The 22,854-nt window shown below is 66.4% G+C and carries 20 protein-coding genes; 6 read left to right on the forward strand and 14 right to left on the reverse strand.

The features are described from left to right. On the reverse strand, nucleotides 1–235 hold a 235-nt coding region (locus B2X67_RS01030), incomplete at its 3' end, for a hypothetical protein (RefSeq protein ID WP_286784342.1). Nucleotides 236–405: 170 nt separating this feature from the next. On the opposite strand from B2X67_RS01030, the gene B2X67_RS01035 reads away from it, so the two are divergent. Beyond that, nucleotides 406–1,569 (forward strand): type III PLP-dependent enzyme, encoded by a 1,164-nt coding sequence (locus B2X67_RS01035; protein ID WP_286784343.1) that lies wholly within the window; start codon nucleotides 406–408, stop codon nucleotides 1,567–1,569. Between the two features lie 156 nt (nucleotides 1,570–1,725). On the opposite strand, the gene B2X67_RS01040 is transcribed toward B2X67_RS01035, so the two are convergent. After that, a complete protein-coding gene (locus tag B2X67_RS01040) occupies nucleotides 1,726–2,424 on the reverse strand; it encodes a tetratricopeptide repeat protein (RefSeq protein ID WP_286784344.1) in 699 nt (232 codons plus the stop codon). After that, the gene (locus tag B2X67_RS01045; protein WP_286784345.1) at nucleotides 2,421–3,101 is read right to left on the reverse strand and encodes a Fe2+-dependent dioxygenase; all 681 of its coding nucleotides are present in this window, start codon (nucleotides 3,099–3,101) and stop codon (nucleotides 2,421–2,423) included. The genes B2X67_RS01040 and B2X67_RS01045 overlap by 4 nt, the downstream gene beginning before the upstream one ends. 257 nt (nucleotides 3,102–3,358) lie before the next feature. On the opposite strand from B2X67_RS01045, the gene B2X67_RS01050 reads away from it, so the two are divergent. Together B2X67_RS01050 and B2X67_RS01055 are read left to right on the forward strand one after the other, a co-directional pair. After that, nucleotides 3,359–5,611 carry a TonB-dependent receptor gene (locus B2X67_RS01050; protein ID WP_286784346.1) on the forward strand — a complete coding sequence of 751 codons (2,253 nt, stop codon included), beginning with the start codon at nucleotides 3,359–3,361 and terminating at the stop codon, nucleotides 5,609–5,611. 224 nt (nucleotides 5,612–5,835) lie between these two features. After that, a complete protein-coding gene (locus tag B2X67_RS01055) occupies nucleotides 5,836–8,379 on the forward strand; it encodes a sulfite reductase flavoprotein subunit alpha (RefSeq protein WP_286784347.1) in 2,544 nt (847 codons plus the stop codon). A gap of 108 nt (nucleotides 8,380–8,487) precedes the next feature. Here the strand turns inward: B2X67_RS01055 and B2X67_RS01060 are convergent, their stop codons facing one another. The 6 genes from B2X67_RS01060 to B2X67_RS01085 all read right to left on the reverse strand — a co-directional run bounded on the left by B2X67_RS01060 (nucleotide 8,488) and on the right by B2X67_RS01085 (nucleotide 15,256). Further along, on the reverse strand, nucleotides 8,488–9,459 hold the full coding sequence (locus B2X67_RS01060) for a peptide ABC transporter ATP-binding protein (protein WP_286784348.1): 972 nt from the start codon (nucleotides 9,457–9,459) through the stop codon (nucleotides 8,488–8,490). Beyond that, a complete protein-coding gene (locus B2X67_RS01065) occupies nucleotides 9,456–10,424 on the reverse strand; it encodes an ABC transporter ATP-binding protein (RefSeq protein ID WP_286784349.1) in 969 nt (322 codons plus the stop codon). The genes B2X67_RS01060 and B2X67_RS01065 overlap by 4 nt, the downstream gene beginning before the upstream one ends. 97 nt (nucleotides 10,425–10,521) lie before the next feature. After that, complete coding sequence (locus B2X67_RS01070; protein ID WP_286784350.1) at nucleotides 10,522–11,433, reverse strand: ABC transporter permease subunit; 912 nt, start codon at nucleotides 11,431–11,433, stop codon at nucleotides 10,522–10,524. Nucleotides 11,434–11,712: 279 nt separating this feature from the next. Next, a complete protein-coding gene (locus B2X67_RS01075; RefSeq protein WP_282344668.1) occupies nucleotides 11,713–12,723 on the reverse strand; it encodes an ABC transporter permease subunit in 1,011 nt (336 codons plus the stop codon). A 79-nt stretch (nucleotides 12,724–12,802) separates the two neighbouring features. After that, nucleotides 12,803–14,419 carry an ABC transporter substrate-binding protein gene (locus B2X67_RS01080; RefSeq protein ID WP_286784351.1) on the reverse strand — a complete coding sequence of 539 codons (1,617 nt, stop codon included), beginning with the start codon at nucleotides 14,417–14,419 and terminating at the stop codon, nucleotides 12,803–12,805. Nucleotides 14,420–14,548: 129 nt separating this feature from the next. Next, complete coding sequence (locus B2X67_RS01085) at nucleotides 14,549–15,256, reverse strand: SIMPL domain-containing protein (protein ID WP_282344664.1); 708 nt, start codon at nucleotides 15,254–15,256, stop codon at nucleotides 14,549–14,551. Nucleotides 15,257–15,511: 255 nt separating this feature from the next. Between B2X67_RS01085 and B2X67_RS01090 the strand changes: the two genes are divergently transcribed. The 3 genes from B2X67_RS01090 to B2X67_RS01100 all read left to right on the forward strand — a co-directional run bounded on the left by B2X67_RS01090 (nucleotide 15,512) and on the right by B2X67_RS01100 (nucleotide 18,443). Then, complete coding sequence (locus tag B2X67_RS01090) at nucleotides 15,512–16,771, forward strand: ATP-binding protein (RefSeq protein ID WP_286784352.1); 1,260 nt, start codon at nucleotides 15,512–15,514, stop codon at nucleotides 16,769–16,771. A 31-nt stretch (nucleotides 16,772–16,802) separates the two neighbouring features. Beyond that, a complete protein-coding gene (locus B2X67_RS01095) occupies nucleotides 16,803–17,363 on the forward strand; it encodes a response regulator transcription factor (protein ID WP_090226390.1) in 561 nt (186 codons plus the stop codon). A 138-nt stretch (nucleotides 17,364–17,501) separates the two neighbouring features. Continuing rightward, the gene (locus B2X67_RS01100) at nucleotides 17,502–18,443 is read left to right on the forward strand and encodes an AEC family transporter (protein WP_282344660.1); all 942 of its coding nucleotides are present in this window, start codon (nucleotides 17,502–17,504) and stop codon (nucleotides 18,441–18,443) included. Between the two features lie 6 nt (nucleotides 18,444–18,449). On the opposite strand, the gene B2X67_RS01105 is transcribed toward B2X67_RS01100, so the two are convergent. The 5 genes from B2X67_RS01105 to gatC all read right to left on the reverse strand — a co-directional run bounded on the left by B2X67_RS01105 (nucleotide 18,450) and on the right by gatC (nucleotide 22,726). Beyond that, nucleotides 18,450–18,827 carry a carboxymuconolactone decarboxylase family protein gene (locus B2X67_RS01105; protein ID WP_273232493.1) on the reverse strand — a complete coding sequence of 126 codons (378 nt, stop codon included), beginning with the start codon at nucleotides 18,825–18,827 and terminating at the stop codon, nucleotides 18,450–18,452. A gap of 29 nt (nucleotides 18,828–18,856) precedes the next feature. Further along, nucleotides 18,857–19,255, reverse strand: a complete 399-nt coding sequence (locus B2X67_RS01110) for a septal ring lytic transglycosylase RlpA family protein (RefSeq protein WP_090226395.1) — start codon at nucleotides 19,253–19,255, stop codon at nucleotides 18,857–18,859. A 143-nt stretch (nucleotides 19,256–19,398) separates the two neighbouring features. Continuing rightward, complete coding sequence (gene gatB / locus B2X67_RS01115; protein ID WP_286784353.1) at nucleotides 19,399–20,847, reverse strand: Asp-tRNA(Asn)/Glu-tRNA(Gln) amidotransferase subunit GatB; 1,449 nt, start codon at nucleotides 20,845–20,847, stop codon at nucleotides 19,399–19,401. 130 nt (nucleotides 20,848–20,977) lie between these two features. Continuing rightward, nucleotides 20,978–22,429, reverse strand: coding sequence for an Asp-tRNA(Asn)/Glu-tRNA(Gln) amidotransferase subunit GatA (gatA, locus tag B2X67_RS01120; protein WP_286784354.1), 1,452 nt, complete (start codon nucleotides 22,427–22,429; stop codon nucleotides 20,978–20,980). 9 nt (nucleotides 22,430–22,438) lie between these two features. Beyond that, entirely contained in the window at nucleotides 22,439–22,726 is a 288-nt protein-coding gene (gene gatC / locus B2X67_RS01125) for an Asp-tRNA(Asn)/Glu-tRNA(Gln) amidotransferase subunit GatC (protein ID WP_282344419.1), read from the reverse strand. Nucleotides 22,727–22,854: the final 128 nt, after the last annotated feature.

A 22,854-nucleotide genomic window follows, 5' to 3' on the forward strand; every position in this document is an offset into this window, starting at 1 on the left:
GACGCTCTGCCGCTCTCTGGCGAGCCGTGGCGGCGTCGGCGGGCGCGGCGCGTGACCCGTTTCGGTGCAGGCGCCGCCGCACGTTCTCGTGCTGCGCCGTGCAGCATTTCGGGGCGGTGCGTGCGGAATAAAACACGTTTGCCGCCGGGCCTCTTAAACGGGCAATTTCCGATTGATCTCCCCCGGTCGTGGTCTTAAAGTTCGCGCCCGAACGTCCATGCTGGAAACGATCCATGCGGCTCAAGTACTGACGACGAGAGATTGCAGGCTGGTAACACCGGCCGACGATACTCGGCGACATGCCTTGGGAAGTAGGCGAACCAAAGTGGGGAAACGGATTAGGCGTTCGGGCTTCTAAGGAAGCCATCCCTTCGTACTTTTGTTGCTCTGCCAGTGGAGTTCCGCATGCCGATCCAGATCGAAGACTATTACCCGCGCGAAACCTTCAACAAGATGAAGGCGTTCGCCGACGGCCAGGAAACCCCGTTCGTGGTGATCGACACCGCGATCATCAGCAAGGCCTACGACGACCTGCGCGCCGGTTTCGAATTCGCCAAGGTCTACTACGCCGTCAAGGCCAACCCGGCCGTCGAGATCATCGAGCTGCTGCGCGACAAGGGCTCGAACTTCGACATCGCCTCGATCTACGAGCTGGACAAGGTGATGGCCACCGGCGTCTCGCCGGACCGCATCAGCTACGGTAACACCATCAAGAAAGCCCGCGACGTGCGCTACTTCTACGAGAAGGGCGTGCGCCTGTTCGCCACCGATTCCGAGGCCGACCTGCGCAACATCGCCAAGGCCGCGCCGGGCTCGAAGATCTACGTGCGCATCCTGACCGAAGGTTCGACCTCGGCCGACTGGCCGCTGTCGCGCAAGTTCGGCTGCAACCCTGACATGGCGCTGGATTTGCTGATTCTCGCCAAGCAACTGGGCCTGGTGCCCTACGGCCTGTCGTTCCACGTCGGCAGCCAGCAGCGCGACATCGACGTCTGGGATGCAGCCATCGCCAAGGTGAAGGTGATCTTCGAGCGCCTGAAGGAAGAGGACGGCATCGCCCTGCAGATGATCAACATGGGTGGCGGCTTCCCGGCCAACTACATCACCCGCACCAACAGCCTGGAAACCTACGCCGAGGAAATCATCCGCTTCCTCAAGGAAGATTTCGGCGACGAGTTGCCGGAAATCATCCTCGAGCCAGGCCGTTCGCTGATCGCCAACGCCGGCATCCTGGTCAGCGAAGTGGTGCTGGTGGCACGCAAGTCGCGCACTGCCGTGGAGCGCTGGGTGTACACCGACGTGGGCAAGTTCAGTGGCCTGATCGAAACCATGGACGAAGCCATCAAGTTCCCCATCTGGACCGAGAAGAAGGGCGAGATGGAGGAAGTGGTGATCGCCGGCCCGACCTGCGACAGCGCGGACATCATGTACGAACACTACAAGTACGGCCTGCCGCTGAACCTGGCGATTGGCGATCGGCTGTACTGGCTGTCCACTGGGGCCTACACCACCAGCTACAGCGCGGTGGAGTTCAACGGCTTCCCGCCGCTGAAAGCCTTCTACCTGTAAGGCGCTGGCGCTCGCTCGAAAGCCCCGCCTCGGCGGGGCTTTTTGTTGGGCGTGGGTGCGGTGCGCATGGCGCACCCTACGGAAGCCGCTCGTCCTACGTAGGGTGCGCCGCGCGCACCGCCTGTCTCCAGGCCGGCGTTGCGTAACCACGCCGTTTCAGGCGTTTTCCATCTGCCGCTGCATGGCCTGGTATTCCCCGGCAACTTCGCGGATGCGCGGCAGCGTCGAGCCCAGGAGGACCTGACCCGCGCGCTCGATGAACCCCGGCGTGGCCGTGGTCAGCGCCTTGCGCAGCCAACCGATGGCTTCCTCCAGCCTGCCGTCCTCGGCCAGGGCGGTGGCGTGGTTGTACTGGCCGCGGAAATCGCCGCCCAGGGCTGCACGCTCGTACAGTTCCCGCGCCTTGGCCTGGTCGGCCGGCACCACGACGCCTTCGGCGTAGAAGCGCCCGAGGAGGTTCATCGACTTCGCGTGGCCCATCTCCGCCGCCTGGACGAACAGACGGAAGGCCTGCGCCATGTCCTGCGCAACGCCACGGCCACGGGTCAACAGCTGCGCGTAGTTGTAGAGGCCCCAGTCCAGGCCGAGCGCGGCGGCCCGCCGGAAGTGCCGCGCCGCTTCGACCAGGTCGATATCGCAACCCCAGCCGTTTTCCAGGCAGCGGCCGACCATGTTCAGGGCCATCGGATTGTTCTGCGCGGCGGCGATGCGGAACCAGGTCAGTGCCAGCTTCTGGTCACGGGCGATGCCGCTGCCATCGAGAAGGATCTGCCCCAGGTGCGCCTGCGCGTCGGCATCGCCCTGTTCGGCGGCCAACAGCAGCAGCCGTGCACGGCGGCGCAGGTCGGCACTCATACTTCGGCCCAGCGGCGCAGCAGGTTGTGGTAGGTGCCGGTGAGGGTCAGCAATGACGGATGATCGGGCATGTCCGCGGTCAACCGCTGGATCGCCTGGTCCATCTCGAACAGCAGGGTGCGCTGGCTGTCCTCGCGAATCATGCTCTGGGTCCAGAAGAACGAGGCGTAGCGCGTGCCGCGGGTCACCGGCATGACCTTGTGCCGGCTGGTGCCGGGGTAGACCACCAGGTCGCCGGCGGCAAACTTCACCTGGCGCACGCCGTAGGTGTCCTCGATGACCAACTCGCCACCCTCGTACTCGTCGGGGTCGCTGAAGAACAGCGTGGAGGACACGTCGGTGCGCACCTGTTCCGCGCTGCCGCGGACCTTGCGAATGGCGTTGTCGATGTGAAAACCGAAGGTGCCACCGTCGCGGTAGCGGTTGAACATCGGCGGGTAGGCCTTGTTCGGCAGCGCCGCGGAGAAGAACCGCGGGTGCTGCCAGAGCCGTTGCAGCATCGCCGAGCCGATTTCGCTGGCCAGCGGATCGTCTTCGGCCAACTGTTCGTTGGATTTCGCCTTGACCGACTGGTAACCGGCCGTGACACGCCCGTCGATCCATTGGGCGCCTTCCAGTGCCTGGCGAATACGGGTGACTTCGTCACGGGTGAAGACGTGGGGAATGTGCAGCAGCATGGTGGCCGATCCAGAAAATTGAGTAAGGCGGAGCCGCATGTCGACATGCTTTGATGGTGCTCCAGACGCGAACGGAAGGCAGATGTAATTTTTTGCTAAATGGAAAAGAATTTCAATTGAAAACGTTTCTGCTCTGAAATAAATTGCGCTCCTTCAACAACGGGGGGGGGGTAGACATGAAGTCTCAAAGCGCCAATGACGCGAACGTTTCAACGCAGCGGGTTCTCGCATCCGCGATCGGAGTTGCCATCACCGCCATGTCGGGAGGCCACGCAATCGCCGCCGACGCGCCGAAGAAAGGCGAGGCGATCATGCTGGAAAGCGCCACTGCCGTAGGCGAGCAGGACCAGGAGCAGAACTACAAGGTCGACGAGGTCTCCTCGCCCAAGTACACCGCTCCGCTGCGCGACACGCCGCAGACGATCACCGTGGTGCCCCACCAGCTCATCGAGGATCAGAACCTGCTGACCATGCGCGACATCCTCAGCACCGTGCCGGGCATCACCTTCGGCGCGGGCGAGGGCGGCGGCGGATACGGTGACAGCATCAACCTGCGCGGCTTTTCGGCGAACAACGACATTCAGGTCGATGGCGTGCGCGACAGCGCCCAGTACAGCCGCACCGACCCCTTCAACCTGGAACAGATCGAAGTCGTCAACGGCGCCAGCTCGGTGTACTCCGGCTCCGGCTCGGTGGGCGGCACGATCAACATCGTCACCAAGTCGCCTCAGCAGCGTGACTTCACCACCCTCAGCGGCGGGCTGGGCACCGACAACTACACGCGTGTCACGCTCGATACCAACCAGCACCTGAACGACACCACCGCCTTCCGCCTCAACCTGATGGCGCATGCCAACGACGCCCCCGGGCGGGACCACGAGGACTTCGAGCGCTGGGGCATCGCGCCGTCCATCGCGTTCGGGCTCGGCACGCCCACCCGTGTGACGGTCAGCTACGAGCACCAGAAAGACGACAACCTCCCGCAGTTCGGTGTGCCGATCTATAACGGCAAGCTGCTTCCCGGCGTCGACTGGGACAACTACTACGGCTATCGCAACGCCAACAAGCAGGAAATCAGCACCGACGCCCTCAGCCTCAAGCTCGAGCACGACTTCAACGACGCGGTGTCGATTCGCAACTTCAGCCGGGCGGCGCGCGTTCGTCAGGAAACCTGGGTTTCCGGCCCCGAAGGCGCCTCGACGGCGTGTCTGGCCACTGGCGTGACGCCTGCCGGTGGCGCTTGCGCCGGTACGCTTGCGCCCGGGTTCTTCCAGCCGAGCGGCGGTTCGCTGGGTAACGCGCGAGACACCGAAAACAGGATCTTCACCAACCAGACGGACGTGACCAGCAACTTCTCCACTGGCTTCATCGAACACACCCTGGTCACCGGGGTGGCCTTCACCCGCGAGGAATACGACGCGAAAACCGGCAACTGGATGCGCAACGCCGATGGCAGCTCGACCGGAATCGTTATCCCGCCCGTCAGCATCAGCGACCCCGAATCCTACTGGGGCGGCCCGATCAACTTCACCCGCACCGCGAAGATCGACGGCGAGCTGGACAACCGCGCGGCCTATGCCTTCGACACGCTGAAGTTCAACGAGCAGTGGGAGCTGAACGGCGGTGTGCGCTACGAGCGCAACGAGGGCAGTTCGAAGTCGGACGCCATCAATGCCACCACCGGTGCTGTCACGCCGGGCACTCGCTACCACAACAGCGACGACCTGACCTCCTATCGTCTTGGCCTGGTCTACAAACCTGCCGAAAACGGCAGCATCTACGTGGCCTACGGCAACACCAAGACGCCGTCGCAATCCTCGGTCAACGGCGGTTGCTTCAGCGCCGGGCGTGGCACCAACCCGTCCAGCAACAACTGCGACGCCGATCCGGAAAAATCCATCAGCTACGAAATCGGCACCAAGTGGGACTTCTTCCAGGACGCGCTGTCGCTGACTGCCTCGGTGTTCCGTAACGATCGGACCAACTACAAGGTGGCCAGCAACGACCCGAGCAACCTGTCCGGCGAGCAGGCGCTCGATGGCCAGGCACGCGTCGACGGCATCGCGTTGGGCGTATCGGGCTTGATCACCGAGAAGTGGAAAGTCTTCGCCAACTACACCTACCTGGACACCGAAGTGCTGCAGAGCGTCAGCGACTACACCCAGGAAACCACCGGCATCGACGCCCAGAAAGGCAATCCGCTGACCTTCACCCCCAAGCACGCCGCGAGCATCTGGACGACCTACGATCTGCCGTACAACCTGCAGCTCGGCTACGGTCTGACCACCCAGAGCAAGCAGTACCTGGCCAGCACCGACAACGCTCCGACGGCCTCCGGATATACCGTCCACCGCGCGATGCTCGGCTACAAGGTCAACCGCAATCTCGACCTGCGGCTGAACGTCAACAACCTGTTCGACAAGCACTACCTCACGCGCATCCGCAACAACGGCTGGGCAACACCGGGGGATGGCCGCGCCGCGATCCTGACCGCCAACTACAGCTTCTAGAGAGCTCCACGCCAAGCCCCGCTGCAGTTCGCTGCACCGGGGCTTTGTCGTACCCGGGCGGTGCTGCCGGGATAGGTAAGCAACAGGTAAATAGCGCGAGAAAACCCGCCTTTGAAAGTTTTTCTCAAATAGAATTTACTCCTGTTTGACGCTGCCAAACGAATCATTCAATTCCACGCAGGGATGCGCGCGTCGCACTGCCCAGCCGCGCGAAGGTGACCCAGGTGTTCAAGAAAACGATCTTCCAGCTGCACTGGTTCTTCGGCATCAGCGCCGGCCTCGTGCTGGCGCTGATGGGGCTGACCGGGGCGATCTACGAGTTCCAGGACGAGATTCTCGGGCTGATCAATCCCCAGATGCAGGTCGAGCGCCGCGATGCGCAGGTGCTGCCGCTGGGCGAGCTGGCAGCCAGGGCACAGGCGCTGGAAGGCAAGACGGTGTCGGGTGTCTACCTGATCCTCGGCGACGGCGATCCGGCGCGGGTGTTCTTCACCCCGCCGCCGGGCGAACGGCGTGGCGCCATGCGTTTTCTCGATCCCTACACCGGCGATGCGATGGGCGAGCCGCGCGGCATGGGCTTCTTCGCCTTCGTGCTGCAGCTGCACCGCTTCCTCGCGGCTGGCGAGGTCGGCAAGCAGATCACCGCCGCCAGCACCCTGGCGCTGGTGTTCTTCTGCCTCTCCGGCCTCTACCTGCGCTGGCCGCGCAAGGCGCTGAATTGGCGCGCCTGGCTGACTCTGGACTGGGCGAAGAAGGGCCGCGCCTTCAACTGGGACCTGCATGCCGTGGCCGGCACCTGGTGCCTGGTGTTCTACCTCTGCGCGGCGCTGACCGGGCTCACCTGGTCCTACGACTGGTTCCGCGACGGCGCCAACCGCCTGCTCGGCGACGCACTGGCCGGACAGCAGGGCAAGCGCGGTGAGGGCCGCGGCCGACCGGGCGGGCAAGCGCGGGGGAGCGCGCCGACAGCGGCCCCGGTGGTCGACTACGACTTGCTCTGGAACAGCATCCGGCAGACCGCCGGCGACCACCTGGCGGGCTTCAACCTGCGCCTGCCGCTGGCGGCAGGCCAGCCGGCCACGGTGTTCTACCTGCTCGACGATTCGCCGCACCCGCGCGCGCTGAACCAGATTCAGCTGGATACCGCGACCGGCAAGGTGCTGCGCCACGAGCGCTATGCCGACAAGAACCTCGGCCCGCAGCTGCTGATCAGCATCTACGCGCTGCACACCGGCGAGTATTTCGGCCTGCCCGGCCGCATCCTGATGATGCTGGCCAGCCTGGGCATGCCGCTGTTCTTCGTCACCGGTTGGCTGCTCTACCTCGACCGCCGCCGCAAGAAACGCGAAATTCGCGCGGCGCGTGTCGGCGTGGCCGGCGATTCGTCGGCGGACGGCTGGCTGATCGGTTTCGCCAGCCAGAGCGGTCTCGCCGAACAGCTGGCCTGGCGCGCCGCCGGGCAGTTGCAGGCCGCCGGCGTCCCGGTGCAGGTGCAACCGCTGATGCGCATCGACGAACAGGCGCTGCGCCAGACGCGCAACGCACTGTTCGTGGTCAGCACCTTCGGCGACGGCGAGGCGCCGGACAATGCCCGTAGCTTCGAGCGCAAGATGCTCGGTCAGCGCCTCGACCTGGGCAGCCTGCATTACGCGGTGCTGGCGCTGGGCGATCGCCAGTACCAGCAGTTCTGCGGGTTCGCCCGCCGCGTCGATGCCTGGCTGAGCGGCGCCGGCGCCCGCGCGCTGTTCGACGCGGTGGAGGTGGATGACGGCGACAGCGCGGCCATCGCCGATTGGCAGCTGCGCCTGAACGAAGTCACCGGCACCCGTGGGCCGCTGGAGGTCGCGCCGGTGCCGTTCGACAGCTGGCCGCTGCAGCGCCGCGTCTGCCTCAACCCCGGCGGCCAGGGCGCGCAGACCTTCCTCGTCGGCCTGGCGCCACGCGCGGACTGGTGCGCCGGCGACATCCTCGAAGTGTTGCCGCGGCATCCGCCGGAGAGGGTGCGGCGCTGGCTAGACGGCCACGGCCTGATCGCGGATGCGCCGGTGACGCTGGACGGGCTGGCCATGCCGCTGCTCGACGCGTTGTGCACGCGGCAACTGCCGGACAGCTTCGTCCACCTGGTCGGGCTGCACCCGCAGGCGCTGCTGGACGCGCTGGTGCCGCTGGGCGTGCGCGAATATTCCATTGCCTCGCTGCCCTCCGACGGCGTGCTCGAGCTGATCGTGCGCCAGGAATTCCACCCCGACGGCAGCCTCGGCCTCGGCTCCGGCTGGCTCAGCGAACATGCGCCGCTGCACGCCGGGGTGCGCGCACGGGTGCGCCGCAACAGCGCCTTCCATGTCCCGGAGGATGACCGTCCGCTGATCCTGATCGGCAATGGCAGCGGCCTGGCCGGCCTGCGCAGCCTGCTCAAGGCGCGCATCGCCGCCGGCCAGCGGCGCAACTGGCTGCTCTTCGGCGAGCGCAACCGCGCCCACGACTTCTACTGCGCCGAGGAAATCCAGGCCTGGCTGGCGAGCGGCGAGCTGCAGCGGCTCGACCTGGCGTTCTCCCGCGACCAGGAGCGCAAGCGCTACGTGCAGGATGTGCTCGGGGAAAACCTCGACGAGCTGCGCCGCTGGCTGGAGCAGGGCGCTTCGATCTACGTCTGCGGCAGCCTGGTGGGCATGGCCGGTGGCGTCGATGCGCTGCTGCTGGAGGCGCTCGGCGAGCAGGGCCTGGCCGACTTCACCGAAGCCGGGCGCTATCGGCGGGATGTGTATTGAGGTGGCGGCCCACCGTGCGCGTTTGGGGTGACGGTGGGTGGGTGAGTGAACGGTGGGCTGAAGCCCACCCTACAACTCGGAACGGCGGCGTGCAGGGGCGATACGCCGTTACGCGACGCCAACCTCTCCGGCGTAATGGCAGGCGACCAGGCGCTCGTCCAGCGGGCGGAATGCCGGGACTTCCTGGCGGCAGCGCTCTGTCGCGTAGGGGCAGCGCGGGTGGAACACGCAGCCGGACGGCGGATCGAGCGGGTTGGGCAGCTCGCCGCTGATCCTAATCTTCGGCCTGTTCGGGTCCGGGTGCAGGGTCGGTGTGGCCGACAGCAACGCCTGGGTGTAGGGGTGCAGCGGTCGGCCGTGAACGCGTTCGCTGGGGCCCAGTTCCATCGGCCGGCCGAGGTACATCACCAGCACCCGATCGGCGACGTGCTGCACCACCGAGAGGTTGTGCGAGATGAACACGTAGGCGGTGCCGAACGCTTCCTGCAGGTCCATGAACAGGTTCAGCACCTGCGCCTGGATCGACACGTCCAGCGCCGAGGTCGGCTCGTCGGCCACCAGCACTTTGGGATTCAGCATCATTGCCCGGGCGATGGCGATGCGCTGGCGCTGCCCGCCGGAAAACATGTGCGGGTAGCGCGGGTAGTGCTCGGGGCGCAGGCCCACCTGGCGCATCATCGCCTGCACCTGTTCCTGGCGTTCGGCGCGCGACAGCCCGGTGTTGATCAGCAGCGGTTCGGCCAGCTGGTCGCCGATCTTCTGTCGCGGATTGAGCGAGGCGTAGGGACTCTGGAAGACCATCTGCACGTCGCGGCGCAGTTGCTTGCGCGCCGCCCTGCTGGCGCCGGCGACTTCCTGCCCGGCGATCTGCAGCGAGCCGGAGGTGGGCTGCTCGATCAGCGTCAGCGCGCGCGCCAGGGTCGACTTACCGCAGCCGGATTCGCCGACCACCGCCAGGGTCTGCCCGGCTTCCAGCGCGAAGGAGATGCCGTCCAGCGCGCGGACCACCGCATTTTCCCTGAACAGCCCGTGCGATACCTGGTAATGGCGGGCCAGGTCGCGGGCGACCAGAACGCTCATACGACCCCCTCCTGGTTACGCGGATGAAAGCAGCGCGCCAGGCTCTGCGCCTTGGCGTCCAGCGGCGGGCGCCGTGCCCGGCAATCGTCCTGCACGTAGGGGCAGCGCGGCGACAGCAGGCAGCCGTGCGGGCGGTCGTAACGGCCGGGGACGATGCCCGGCAGCGTCGCCAGCCGCCTCGCGCCCCGGCTGTGCTCGGGAATCGCCGCCAGCAGCGCCTCGCTGTAGGGGTGTGCCGGGCGCTCGAACAGCGTCGGGATGTGGCCGACTTCCACCGCTTCGCCGGCGTACATCACGCACACCCGCCGGGCGGTTTCGGCGACCACCGCGAGGTCGTGGGTGATTAGGATCAGCGCCATGCCGCGGTCGCGCTGCAGGTCCAGCAGCAGGTGCATGATCTGCGCCTGGATGGTCACGTCGAGGGCGGTGGTCGGTTCGTCGGCGATCAGCAGCTTGGGTTCGCCGGCAATCGCCATGGCGATCGCCACGCGCTGGCTCATGCCGCCGGAAAGCTGGTGCGGATAGGCGTCAAGGCGGCTCGCCGCGGCCGGGATTTCCACCCGTTCGAGCAACTCCAGCGCGCGTTGGCGGGCGGCGCGGCCCTTGAGGCCGAGGTGCTGGCGCAGCACTTCCTCGATCTGGAACCCCACCGTGTAGCTGGGGTTGAGCGCGGTCATCGGGTCCTGGAAGACCATCGCCAGGTCCTTGCCGACGATGCGCCGCCGCTGCCGTGGCGTGAGGCGCAGCATGTCGGTGCCGTCGAAGCGCAGGACATCCGCGCCGACGATGCCAGGCGCATCGACCAGGCCCATCAGCGCCAGCATGGTCACGGATTTGCCCGAGCCCGACTCGCCGACGATCGCCAGCACCTCGCCGGCCTCCACCGTGAGGTCCAGCGCATCGACCACCGGCGCCGCGTCGGCGCCGAAGCGCACGGAGAGGTTCTGGATTTCCAGCAGGCTCATTCGACGTGCTCCGCGAAGGGGCGTTGGTGCGCGCGGCGCACCCTACGGATACTGGCGCTGTAGGGTGCGCCGTGCGCACCGGAGAGGAATTCACTCATCAGGCAGCGTTCTTCAGTTTCGGGTCCAGCGCGTCGCGCAGCCCGTCGCCCATCAGGTTGATCGCCAGCACGCTGAGCAGGATGGTCAGGCCCGGCAACGAAACCACCCACCAGGCGCGTTCGATGTAGTCGCGCGCCGACGCCAGCATGGTGCCCCACTCGGGCGTCGGCGGTTGCACGCCGAGGCCGAGAAAGCCCAGCGCGGCGGCGTCGAGGATCGCCGAGGAGAAACTCAGCGTTGCCTGCACGATCAGCGGCGCCATGCAGTTCGGCAGCACGGTGACGAACATCAGCCGCGGCAGCCCGGCCCCGGCCAGGCGCGCGGCGGTGACGTAGTCGCGTTGTACCTCGACCATCACCGCGGCGCGGGTCAGGCGCACGTACGCGGGCAGCGAGACGATGGCGATCGCGATCACCGTGTTGATCAGTCCGGCGCCGAGGATGGCGACGATGGCCACCGCCAGCAGCAGCGACGGCAGCGCCAGCATGATGTCCATCAAACGCATGATCGACGGGCCGAGCAGGCGCGGGGAGAAGCCGGCGAGCAGGCCGAGCAGCACGCCGGGGATCAGCGACATCACCACCGAGGCCAGGCCGATCAGCAACGACAGGCGTGCGCCGTGTATCAGCCGCGAAAGCAGGTCGCGGCCCAGCTCGTCGGTGCCGAGGAGGAACTGCGCCTGGCCGGCGTCCAGCCAGGCCGGCGGGGTGAGCAGGAAGTCACGGTACTGCTCGCTGGGGTCGTGGGGCGCGACCCAGGGCGCGAACAGCGCGCAGAAGACGATCAGCAAGAGGAACGCCAGCCCCCCCAGCGCGCCCCGGTTGCTGGCGAACGCCTTGCAGAACTCGCGGAACGGCGAGGGGTAGAGCAGGCTCGAGTCGGTGGCCGCCAGCGGCGTGGATTCAGCCATGCGCGACCTCGCGAAGTGCTTGTGCCTGGACGAACGAGGTCGCCAAGCGCCCGTCCCGTAGGGTGGATGACGCTTCACCCATCCACCGTTGCGGAGTTTCGTTGGCGGATAAATAGAGCGTCATCCAACCTGCGTTTTCAGCCGTCGAGGCGAACCCGTTCGCCAACCGCTCGGCAGGGCTGGCCCATCGTAGGGTGGATGAGGCTTCATCCCTCCACCGTTGCGGCGTTTCGAGGGTGGACGAAGAAGGTGGCATCCGCCCTGCGTGTTTAACACTGTTCATCGTTGATGCCTTATCCGCGGATTGACCAGCCCGTAGAGGATATCCACCACGAAGTTCACCAGGATCACCAGGCAGGCGATCAGCAGTATGCCGTTTTGCACCACCGGGTAGTCGCGCGCGCCGATCGCCTCGATCAGCCACTTGCCGATACCCGGCCAGGAAAAGATGGTTTCGGTGAGCACCGCGCCGGCGAGCAATGCGCCGACCTGCAGGCCGAACACCGTGAGCACCGGGATCAGCGCGTTACGCAGCGCATGCACGACCACCACGCGGGTCGGCGACAGGCCCTTGGCGCGCGCGGTGCGCACGTAATCCTCGCGCAGCACCTCGAGCATCGCCGAGCGGGTCATCCGCGCGATCACCGCCAGTGGGATGGTGCCGAGCACGATGGCCGGCAGGATCAGGTGGCGCAGCGCGTCGAGGAACGCACCGTCCTCGTCGCTGAGCAGGGTGTCGATGAGCATGAAGCCGGTGACCGGCGGGACGTCGAAGAGCAGGTCGAGGCGGTCCGACACCGGCGTCCAGCCCAGGTACACCGAGAAGAACATGATCAGGACCAGCCCCCACCAGAAGATCGGCATCGAATAGCCGGTGAGCGCCAGGCCCATCACCCCGTGATCGAACGCCGATCCGCGCTTGAGCGCGGCGATCATCCCGGCGAGCAGGCCGAGCACGCTGGCGAAGATCAGCGCGGCGAGCGACAGCTCCAGGGTCGCCGGGAACAGCGCGAGGAACTCGTGCCAGACGCTCTCCTGGTTGCGCAGCGACTGGCCAAGATCGCCGTGCGCGAGATCGCCGATGTAATCGAGGTATTGCGCGTAGAGCGGCTTGTCCAGGCCGAGGCGGTGCATGGCTTCGGCATGCATCTGCGGGTCGATGCGGCGTTCGCCCATCATCACTTCCACCGGATCGCCGGGGATCAGGCGGATCAGCGCGAAGGTCAGCAGGGTGACGCCGAAGAACGTCGGGATCAGCAAGCCCAGCCGGCGGGCGATGAAGGACAGCATGCTAGGTAGGCGCTCTCATCAGGTCGGGCATCGGTCAGGCGCTCCGGTTGCAATCGCGGTGATGACGCGGGAGCGCTGCCTAAGGTGCATAGCGCACCCTGGCGTAATTGTTCGAGCCCAGCGGGCTGAGGACGAAGCCTTGCAAATCCCGGCGCTGCACGGCGAACTGTTTGGGGTAGGCCAGCGGCAGCCAGGGCGCCTGCTGGGTGAAGATCTCCAGCGCCTGGCGGTACAGCGCGGCGCGCTGGGCCTGGTCGCTCAGGCCGCGGGCGCGAGCGATCAGCGCGTCGAATTCGGCGTTGCACCAGCCGGCCTGGTTCTCCCCGGACTTCGCCGCGGCGCACGACAGGTTCGGCGTGAGGAAATTGTCCGGGTCGCCGTTGTCGCCGCTCCAGCCCATGAACACCAGGTCGTGCTCGCCGCTCTTCGCGCGCTTGATCAGCTCGCCCCACTCGAACACCCGCACCTCGGCCTGCACGCCGATGGCGGCCAGGTCGGCCTGCAGCATCTGCGCGCCGATGCCCGGATTGGGGTTGGTCGGGCCGCCGCCGGGACGGGTCCAGATGCTCAGCCTGAAGCCGTCGGCATGTCCGGCTTCCGCCAGCAGCTGCCGTGCGCGCTGCGGATCGTACGGCCAGCCGGCGAGCGTTTGGTCCTGGCCCCAGAGCGTCGGCGGATACGGCGCCACCGCCGGGCTGGCATTGCCCTCGCCGAACTGCGCGCGCAGGTAGGCCGGTTTGTCGAAGGCCAGGTTGATCGCCTGGCGCACGCGCGGATCGTCGAGCGGCGGATGGCGCACGTTGAGGGCGATGTAGGCGACCATCAGCGAATCCAGCTCGAGCACTTTCAGTTCCGGCTCGCTCCTCAACTGGGCGATGTCGGTGGGCCGCGGGTACACGGCGATCTGGCAGTCGCCGGCCTTGAGCTTCTGCTGGCGCACGTTCGGATCAGGCGTGATGGCGAAGATCAGCCGGTCCATCGGCGGCGCGCCGTCCCAGTAGTCCGGGTTGCCGCGAAAGCGGATCTGCGCGTCCTTGGCGTAGCGCTCGAAGATGAACGGTCCGGTGCCGATCGGCTCGCTGTTGAGCTTCTCCGGCGTGCCGGCGGCGAGCAGTTGCGCGGCATACTCGGCCGAGTAGATCGAGGCGAAGCCCATCGCCAGGTCGGCGAGGAAGGGCGCTTCGGGGTGGCGCAGGACGAAGCGCACCTGGTAGTCGTCGAGCTTTTCGATGCGCTCGATCAGGTCGCCGAAGGCCATCGATTCGAAATACGGGAAGCCGCGTGGCGACAGCGCGTGCCACGGATGCTGCGGGTCGAGCTGGCGCTGGAAGCTCCAGAGCACGTCGTCGGCATTGAAGTCGCGGCTCGGGGTGAAGGTCTTGCTGCGGTGGAACTTCACCCCGCGGCGTAGCTGCAGGGTGTAGCTCAGGCCGTCGTCGGAGACCTGCCAGCTCTGCGCAAGCCCCGGTTGCAGCTCGGTGCTGCCCGGCGCGAAGCGGATCAGCCGGTCGAATAGGGTTTCCGCCGAGGCATCGGCGGTCACCGCGGCGGTGTACTGGACGATGTCGAAGCCTTCCGGGCTGGCTTCGCTGCACACCACCAGGCTGCTCGGCGCCGCACTGGCCGCCGCCCCAACCGCCGCACCGAGCAGGCAAACCACGAACAGGGCGGCGCGGGAGCGGCGGCGTGGGGACATGGACGATTCTCTCCGGAGCGCTGTACATACGGCCACTCTACCTGGCGACGCCCATTGCGTCGCAATCATGCGGCGTGCCGAGTGGCGTGTCCGTATCGACGCTGCAACCGGCCGCCGGACGATGCCGGATCAGGGCATCTGCACTTCGATGACGCCGTCGGCGCTGACGGTCACCTGGCTGGTGCCGGCTTCGATTTCAGGCGTCGGCGCGGCATCGCGCATCGCGCCTTTCATCGCCATCGCGTACATCGGCCGCGGCGCCTGGAAGCCGTTGCTGCTCAGGTTAAGGCTGACGATCTTGTAGGAGGAGCCGCCCAGCGCTTCGCTGGTCAGTTGGGCGCGCTCGCGGAAGGCGGCGACCGATTCCTTGAGCAGCGCGTCTTCGTTCTTCTTGCGCAACGGATCGGAGATGCTGAAGTTCATTCCGGCCATCTTCAGGTCTTTCAGCAGCTCACCGGTGAGCTTGGACAGGGCGGCGAAATCCGAGCTTTCCAGGCGCAGTTCGGCACGTTCGCGCCAGCCGGTGATCTGCTGACCCTTGTCGTCGTAGATCGGGTAGCTGTTGCGGCTGCCCAGGCTGGTTTCCACGGCCTTCACCTTGCGTGCCTCGGCCAGCGAGGCGTTGATCGAGGTGGTGATGCCGGCGGCCAGCTTGGCCGGGTCGCTGTCCTGGGCTTCGCTGTAGAGCGTCACCAGCATGCGGTCGTGGGCGACTTCGCTGCTCACCTCGGCATGCAGGGAAACCTGGTTGTAGTGCAGTTCGTCGGCGTGCGCGGGCAGCGCCACCAGTGCACCAAACAGGGCGAACAGCGCGACGGGGGAGGAAACGGCAGACATGCATGACTCCTTGATGGGGGGGCGCAAGCGGCGCCTTGACGACGGTTCAGACCATCGATGCGCCGCCATGTTCTGGCTAGCTGTACGCAGCGGCGGTTGCGCCAGCATGCCGCAGGCAGGCGTCGGTTCCAACCCGCGGCGCCGGGGGATTCGTTTCAGCGAATGCCTCAGGTTCCGACGAATCTGTGGTGCGTTGCCGCACGCAGTGGGCACCAGGTCGGGCTTGGTATACTCCGCCGCTCATCTGGAGTGACCATGCTAGCCCCTGTCCAATTGCTCTCCGCCAGCCGCCAGAACCTCTGGCGCCTGATCCTGATCCGGGTCCTCGTGCTGGCGGCCCAGGCCGGCTCCGTGGGTTTCGCCTACGCCACCGACATCCTTCCGCTGCCCTGGGTCGAGCTCAGCGTCACGCTGATGATTTCCGCGGCGTTCTGCGTTCTGGCCGCCCTGCGCCTGCGCGCGCCCTGGCCGGTGACGGAGCTGGAGTACGCCGTCCAGCTGGCCTGCGACATGATCATCCACAGCCTGCTGCTGTTCTATTCGGGCGGCTCGACCAATCCCTTCGTGTCCTATTACCTGGTGCCCCTGACCATCGCCGCGGCGATCCTGCCGTGGGCCTACTCGATGGTGCTCAGCGGGCTGGCGCTCAGTTGCTACACGGTCCTGCTGATCTGGTACGAACCGCTGCACCTGAATGTCGAGCACGAGGCGATGATCATCAGCCTGCACCTGTTCGGCATGTGGTTGAACTTCGCGCTGTCGGCGGCGTTCATCACCTTCTTCGTGGTCAAGATGGCAGGGGCGCTGCGTCGTCAGGACCAGTTGCAGGCCGAACGGCGCGAGGAGGGCATGCGCGACGAGCAGCTGCTGGCCGTCGCCACCCAGGCCGCCGGCGCGGCCCACGAGCTGGGCACGCCGCTGGCGACCATGAGCGTGCTGATCAAGGAGCTGCGCATTGAGCACAAGAACCCGCTGCTGCAGGAAGACCTGGCGGTTCTGCAGGAGCAGGTCCAGCTGTGCAAGGACACCCTGCAGCAACTGGTTCGCGCCGCCGAAGCTGACCGCCGTCAAGCCGTCCAGGAGCAGACTGCGCTTGAATGGCTCGAAGCGGTGCTGCGTCGTTGGCACCTGATGCGCCCGGAGGCCAGCTATCGCTTCCAGTGCATCGGCCAGGGCGCCGCGCCGCGGGTGCTGCCGCCGCCGGATCTGACCCAGGCGCTGCTCAACCTGTTGAACAACGCCGCGGATGCCTGCCCGGACGACCTGGATATCCAGCTTGGCTGGGACATCCAATGGATCGAGCTGAGCATTCGCGATCATGGTGCCGGCGTGCCACTGGCCATCGCCGAGCAACTGGGCAAGCCCTTCTTCACCACCAAGGGCAGGGGCTTCGGCCTCGGATTGTTCCTCAGCCAGGCCAGCGTCACCCGTGCCGGCGGCACGGTTAAACTTTACAACCATGAAGACGGCGGCACGCTCACCGAGCTGCGCCTGCCGCGCCGCTACAGCCTGTGACGAACGGGCGCCAGCATTTGAGGAGTGGAAGATGAGCGAGGAATCCCTGTTCGACGGCGAGGAGCAGCCCCACCTGCTGTTGGTGGACGATGACGCCACCTTCACCCGTGTGATGGCGCGTGCCATGACACGACGCGGCCTGCGCGTCAGCGTTGCAGGCTCCGCCGAGGAAGGCCTGGCCATCGCCAAGCAGGACCTGCCCGACTACGCGGTGCTCGACCTGAAGATGGAGGGCGAATCCGGCCTGGTGCTGCTGCCGAAGATGCTCGAGCTGGACCCGGAAATGAAGGTGCTGATCCTCACCGGCTACTCGAGCATCGCCACCGCCGTCGAGGCGATCAAGCGCGGCGCCAGCAACTACCTGTGCAAACCCGCGGATGCCGACGACGTGCTCACCGCGATGCTCTCCGAGCATGCCGACCTGGAAAACCTGGTGCCGGAAAACCCGATGTCGGTCGACCGCCTGCAGTGGGAGCACATCCAGCGTGTGCTCGCCGAGCACGACAACAACATCTCCGCCACCGCGCGGGCGCTGGGCATGCACCGGCGCACCCTGCAGCGCAAGCTGCAGAAGCGTCCGGTTCGACGCTGAATACCCTGCAACACCGAAGAGCGCCGCGAGGCGCTCTTTTCATTTGTACGCCTGGCCGAGATGAAACGACGCACGGGAAACGCTAGGGAAGGGTGCGGGCATGTATCATTAGCCGCCTAAGTACTTGCGTGAGCCGACATGTTCGCACTCCTCCATGAAACCCTGAACATCACCGCACCGGTGTTCGCGATGCTCTTCGTCGGCGTGTTGCTGCGGCGCGTGCAACTGATCGATGCCGCGTTCGTCAACACTGCGTCCTCACTGGTGTTCAACGCGACGATGCCGACCCTGCTGTTCCTCGGCATCGTCGAAGCCGACCTGAGCCAGGCGATGCAACCCAAGCTGCTCGGCTATTTCGCCGCCGCCACGCTGGGCGGGTTCCTGCTGGCCTGGGGCTGGGCGATCCTGCGCTGTCCGCGCGAGGATCGCGGCGTGTATACGCAAGGCGCGTTTCGCGGCAACAACGGCATCATCGGCCTGGCGCTCGCCACCAGCATGTACGGCGACTACGGTCTGTCGCTGGGCGGCGTACTCGCTGGCGCGGTGATCCTGTTCTACAACAGCCTCTCGTCGGTGGTGCTGGCGGTCTACAGCCCCGTGGCCAAGGCCGATGTCTGGAGCCTGACCAAGAGCATCCTGCGCAACCCGCTGATCATCGGCGTGCTGGCCGCGATCCCGTTCGCCTACTTCCATATCCGCCTGCCGGCCTGGGCGATGACGTCCGGGCACTACTTCGCGCAGATGACCATGCCGCTGGCGCTGATCTGCATCGGCGGCACGCTGTCGCTGGACTCGCTGCGCGCAAGCAGCCGCCTGGCGATCGGTTCGAGTTCGCTGAAGATGATCTGGGTGCCGTTCTTCAGCACCCTGGGCGCCTACCTGTGCGGCTTCCGCGGCGCCGATCTGGGCGTGCTGTTCCTCTACTTCGCCAGTCCCACCGCGGCGGCCAGTTTCGTCATGGCTCGGGCCATGGGCGGCAACCATGAACTCGCCGCGGCGATCATCGTCATCACCACGCTGGCGGCGGTGGTGACCACCAACGTCGGGCTGCTGGTCCTGCAGTCGGCGGGAGTGATCTGAGACGGATCAGGCCTTGGGCACGTAGTCGTCGATGACTTCCTGGGCGGCGCGGAAAGCGTCGATGGCCGCCGGGACGCCGGCGTAGACCGCGCAGTGCAGCAGCGCTTCGCGGATTTCTTCCACCGTACAGCCGTTGTTCAGCGCGCCGCGCACGTGGCCTTTCAGCTCCTGCGGACATTTCAGGGCGGTGAGCGTGGCCAGGGTGATCAGGCTTCGCGTCTGCCGCGACAGGCCGTCGCGAGCCCAGACCGAACCCCAGGCGTTCTGGTTGACGAAGTCCTGCAACGGCTGGCTGAACTCGGTGGCGTTGTTCAGTGCGCGATCGACGTAGGCGTCGCCCATCACTTCGCGGCGAATGCGTTCGCCATTGTCCCGTTCGTTCATGTGGGTCTCCGGTTGGCTCGATGAAGCGCTCAGTCTAGGGCTTCCACGCGGACCTTGGCGACGCCGCTGTCGAGCATGCCGAGGGCTTCGGCGGCTTTCTTCGAGAGGTCGATCAGGCGCCGCCGGGAAACCGGGCCGCGGTCGTTGATGGTCACCACCACCTGGCGCTGGTTGGCCAGGTTGGTTACCCGCACCTGTGTGCCGAACGGCAGGCTGCGGTGTGCGGCGGTGAGGGCGTTCTGGTCGAAGGCGTCGCCGCTGGCCGTGCGTTTGCCGTGGTGGCGCGCGCCGTAGTAGGAGGCCTGGCCGGTTTCGCTGTAGCCGGTGGCGCTGGTGGCGGATGATCCGGGGCGAGTGACACCGCGATCGAGGCTGGAGCAGCCGGCGAGCAGCAGTGCGGAGATCATCAGGCAGGCGGTTCGGCGCATCGGTCGCTCCATGCGGCGGGCGCTGCCCGCGATCCTTAGGGATACCCGACGGCGCGCCGGGCTTCGCACTATGACCGCTGCGCGATGAGACAAATTCCACGAAACCTCTCCGGGTGCAGCGACTCGCCCGGAGAGGCAACGTTTCAGCCGTCCAGCTTCTTCTTCAGCAGCTCGTTGACCTGGCCGGGATTGGCCTTGCCCTTGCTCGCCTTCATCGCCTGGCCGACGAAGAAGCCGAACATCTTGCCGCGCTTGGCCTCGTCGCTGGCGCGGTACTGCTCGACCTGTTCGGCGTTGGCGGCCAGCACTTCGTCGAGCATCTTCTCGATGGCGCCGGAATCGGTGACCTGCTTGAGCCCCTTCTTCTCGATGACCTCATCGGCCGTCGCGCCTTCGCCGGCCGCCAGGGCCTCGAAGACCATCTTGGCGAGCTTGCCGGAGAGGGTGTTGTCCTTGATCCGCAGGATCATCCCGCCCAGTTGCTCGGCCGAAACCGGCGACTGCTCGATCTCCAGGCCATCCTTGTTGAGCAGGCTGGAGAGCTCGCCCATCACCCAGTTGGCGGCCAGCTTGGCGTCGCCGCTGACCTGCTGCACCTGCTCGAAGTAGTCGGCCAGTTCACGGCTGGCGGAGAGCACGCTGGCGTCGTACACGGAGAGGCCGAAGGCGGCCTGGAAGCGCTCGCGCTTCTGCGTCGGCAATTCCGGCAGGGTGGCCCGTACGGTAGCGAGGAAGCTTGGTTCGATGACCACCGGCAGGAGGTCCGGATCGGGGAAGTAACGGTAGTCGTTGGCTTCCTCCTTGCTGCGCATGGAGCGGGTCTGATCCTTGTTCGGGTCGTACAGGCGGGTTTCCTGGACCACCTTGCCGCCGTCCTCGATCAGCTCGATCTGGCGCTGCACCTCGTGATTGATCGCCTTCTCGATGAAGCGGAACGAGTTGACGTTCTTGATCTCGGCGCGGGTGCCGAACTCGGCCTGGCCCTTGGGCCGCACCGAGACGTTGCAATCGCAGCGCAGCGAACCTTCGGCCATGTTGCCGTCGCAGATGCCCAGGTAGCGCACCAGCGCGTGGATCGCTTTGGCGTAGGCCACGGCTTCCTTGGCCGAGCGGATGTCGGGCTCGGAGACGATTTCCAGCAGCGGCGTGCCGGCGCGGTTGAGGTCGATCCCGCTCATGCCGTGGAAGTCTTCGTGCAGGCTCTTGCCGGCGTCTTCCTCGAGGTGCGCGCGGGTGATGCCGACGCGCTTGAGGGTGCCGTCCTCGAGGGTGATGTCGAGGAAGCCCTTGCCGACGATCGGCAGCTCCATCTGGCTGATCTGGTAGCCCTTGGGCAGGTCGGGATAGAAGTAGTTCTTGCGCGCGAAGACGTTGCGCGCGCCGATCTCGGCGTCGATCGCCAGGCCGAACTTGCAGGCCATGCGCACCGCTTCCTCGTTGAGCACCGGCAGAACGCCGGGCATGCCGAGGTCGACCAGGCTGGCCTGGGTGTTCGGCTCGGCGCCGAAGGTGGTGGCGCTGGCGGAGAATATCTTCGATTGGGTGGCGAGCTGTGCGTGGATTTCCAGCCCGATCACGGTTTCCCATTGCATGTTCAATATCCCTCAAATGTTTTGCGGTCTGCCCCCTCTCCCGTTTGCGGGAGAGGGTTGGGGAGAGGGTGGCGGGCCGTACCCTCTCCCCCGGCCCCTCTCCCACGAATGAGAGAGGGGAGGGGCTGGTTCAGAACCCGGCGGGCGTTGCCTTGTGCCAGTCGCTGACCTGCTGGTACTGGTGCGCGACGTTGAGCAGGCGACCTTCCTGGAAGTACGGAGCCAGCAGCTGCACGCCCACCGGCAGGCCATCGACGAAGCCCGCGGGCATCGACAGGCCGGGAATTCCCGCCAGGTTGGCGGTGATGGTGTAGATGTCCTGCAGGTACTCGGCGACCGGGTCGTTGCTGTTCTCGCCGAGCTTCCAGGCCGCGCTGGGCGTGGTCGGGCCGAGGATCAGGTCGACTTCCTCGAAGGCCTTGACGAAGTCGTTCTTGATCAGCCGGCGGATCTTCTGCGCCTTCAGGTAGTAGGCGTCGTAGTAGCCGGCGGAGAGGGCGTAGGTGCCGACCATGATCCGCCGCTTGACCTCGGCACCGAAGCCTTCGGCGCGCGAGCGCATGTACAGGTCGGTGAGGTCCGCAGGGTTCTCGCAGCGATAGCCGAAGCGGACGCCGTCGAAACGCGACAGGTTGGAGGACGCTTCGGCCGGGGCGATCACGTAGTACGCCGGAATTGCATGCTGCATGTTCGGCAGGCTGATGTCCTTGACCGTGGCGCCGAGCTTCTTCAGTTCCTCGACGCAGGCCAGCACCGCGTCGGCGATGCGTGCATCGAGGCCGGCGCTGAAGTACTCCACCGGCAGGCCGATGCGCAGCCCGGCGAGCGGCTGGCGGAGGGCGGCGAGGTAGTCGTCCAGCGGCTGATCGACGCTGGTCGAGTCCTTGGCGTCGAAACCGGCCATGGCGCCGAGCATCAGCGCGCAGTCCTCGGCGGTGCGCGCCAGCGGGCCGCCCTGATCGAGGCTGGAGGCGTAGGCGATCATGCCCCAGCGCGAAACGCGGCCGTAGGTCGGCTTGATCCCGGTGAGGTTGGTGAAGGCCGCCGGCTGGCGAATCGAGCCGCCGGTATCGGTGCCGGTGGCGGCCGGCAGCAGGCGCGCGGCCACGGCGGCCGCGGAACCCCCGGAGGAGCCGCCGGGCACGCGGTTGGCGTCCCAGGGGTTCTTCACCGGGCCGTAATGGCTGGATTCGTTGGCCGAGCCCATGGCGAACTCGTCCATGTTCAGCTTGCCGAGGGTCACGGTGCCGGCGCTGGCGAGCTTCGCCACCACGGTCGCATCGTAGGGCGCGGTGAAGTTGCCGAGGATCTTCGAGCCGCAGCTGGTGAGAACGCCCTGGGTGCAGAACAGGTCCTTGTGGCCGATCGGCGCGCCGAGCAGGGCACCGTTCTCGCCCGCGGCGCGGCGCGTATCGGCGGCTTGCGCCTGGCTCAGCGCCAACTCCTCGGTGATGCTGATGAAGGCGTTGAGTTGCGGGTCGAGCCGGGCGATACGGTCCAGCAGGTGGCGGGTCAGTTCTTCGGCGGAGAACTGCTTGGCGGCCAGGGCGCGGCCGATTTCGGCAAGCGTCAATGAATGCATCGTGGTTCCTTACTCGATCACTTTCGGCACGAGGTAGAGGCCCTCGGCCACGGCCGGGGCGATCGCCTGGTAGGCGTCGCGGCGATTGCTTTCGCCGACCACGTCCGCGCGCAGGCGCTGGGTGGCTTCCAGCGGGTGCGCCAGCGGCTCGATGCCGTCGGTGTCGACCGCCTGCATGCGGTCGACCAGGCCGAGAATGCTGTTGAGGGTGTCGGTGGTGCGCGGAATGTCGGCTTCATCCAGGCCCAGGCGGGCGAGGTGAGCGATCTTTTCCACATCGGAGCGTTCAAGCGCCATGGGCGTCTCCTGAGGGCGGGCGGATGACGTGGAGAGGTATCCGGAAAAGGCGGAGGAACCGAATCCCGGAGGGGCGGTCGAAAGCCGCGTTTTCCGGCTGCGCGGGCCTGCCGAAACGCGTTCGACGC

The organism is Pseudomonas sp. UBA3153 (genome assembly GCF_002364635.1).
Taxonomy (GTDB): Bacteria; Pseudomonadota; Gammaproteobacteria; order Pseudomonadales; family Pseudomonadaceae; genus Pseudomonas_O; species Pseudomonas_O kuykendallii.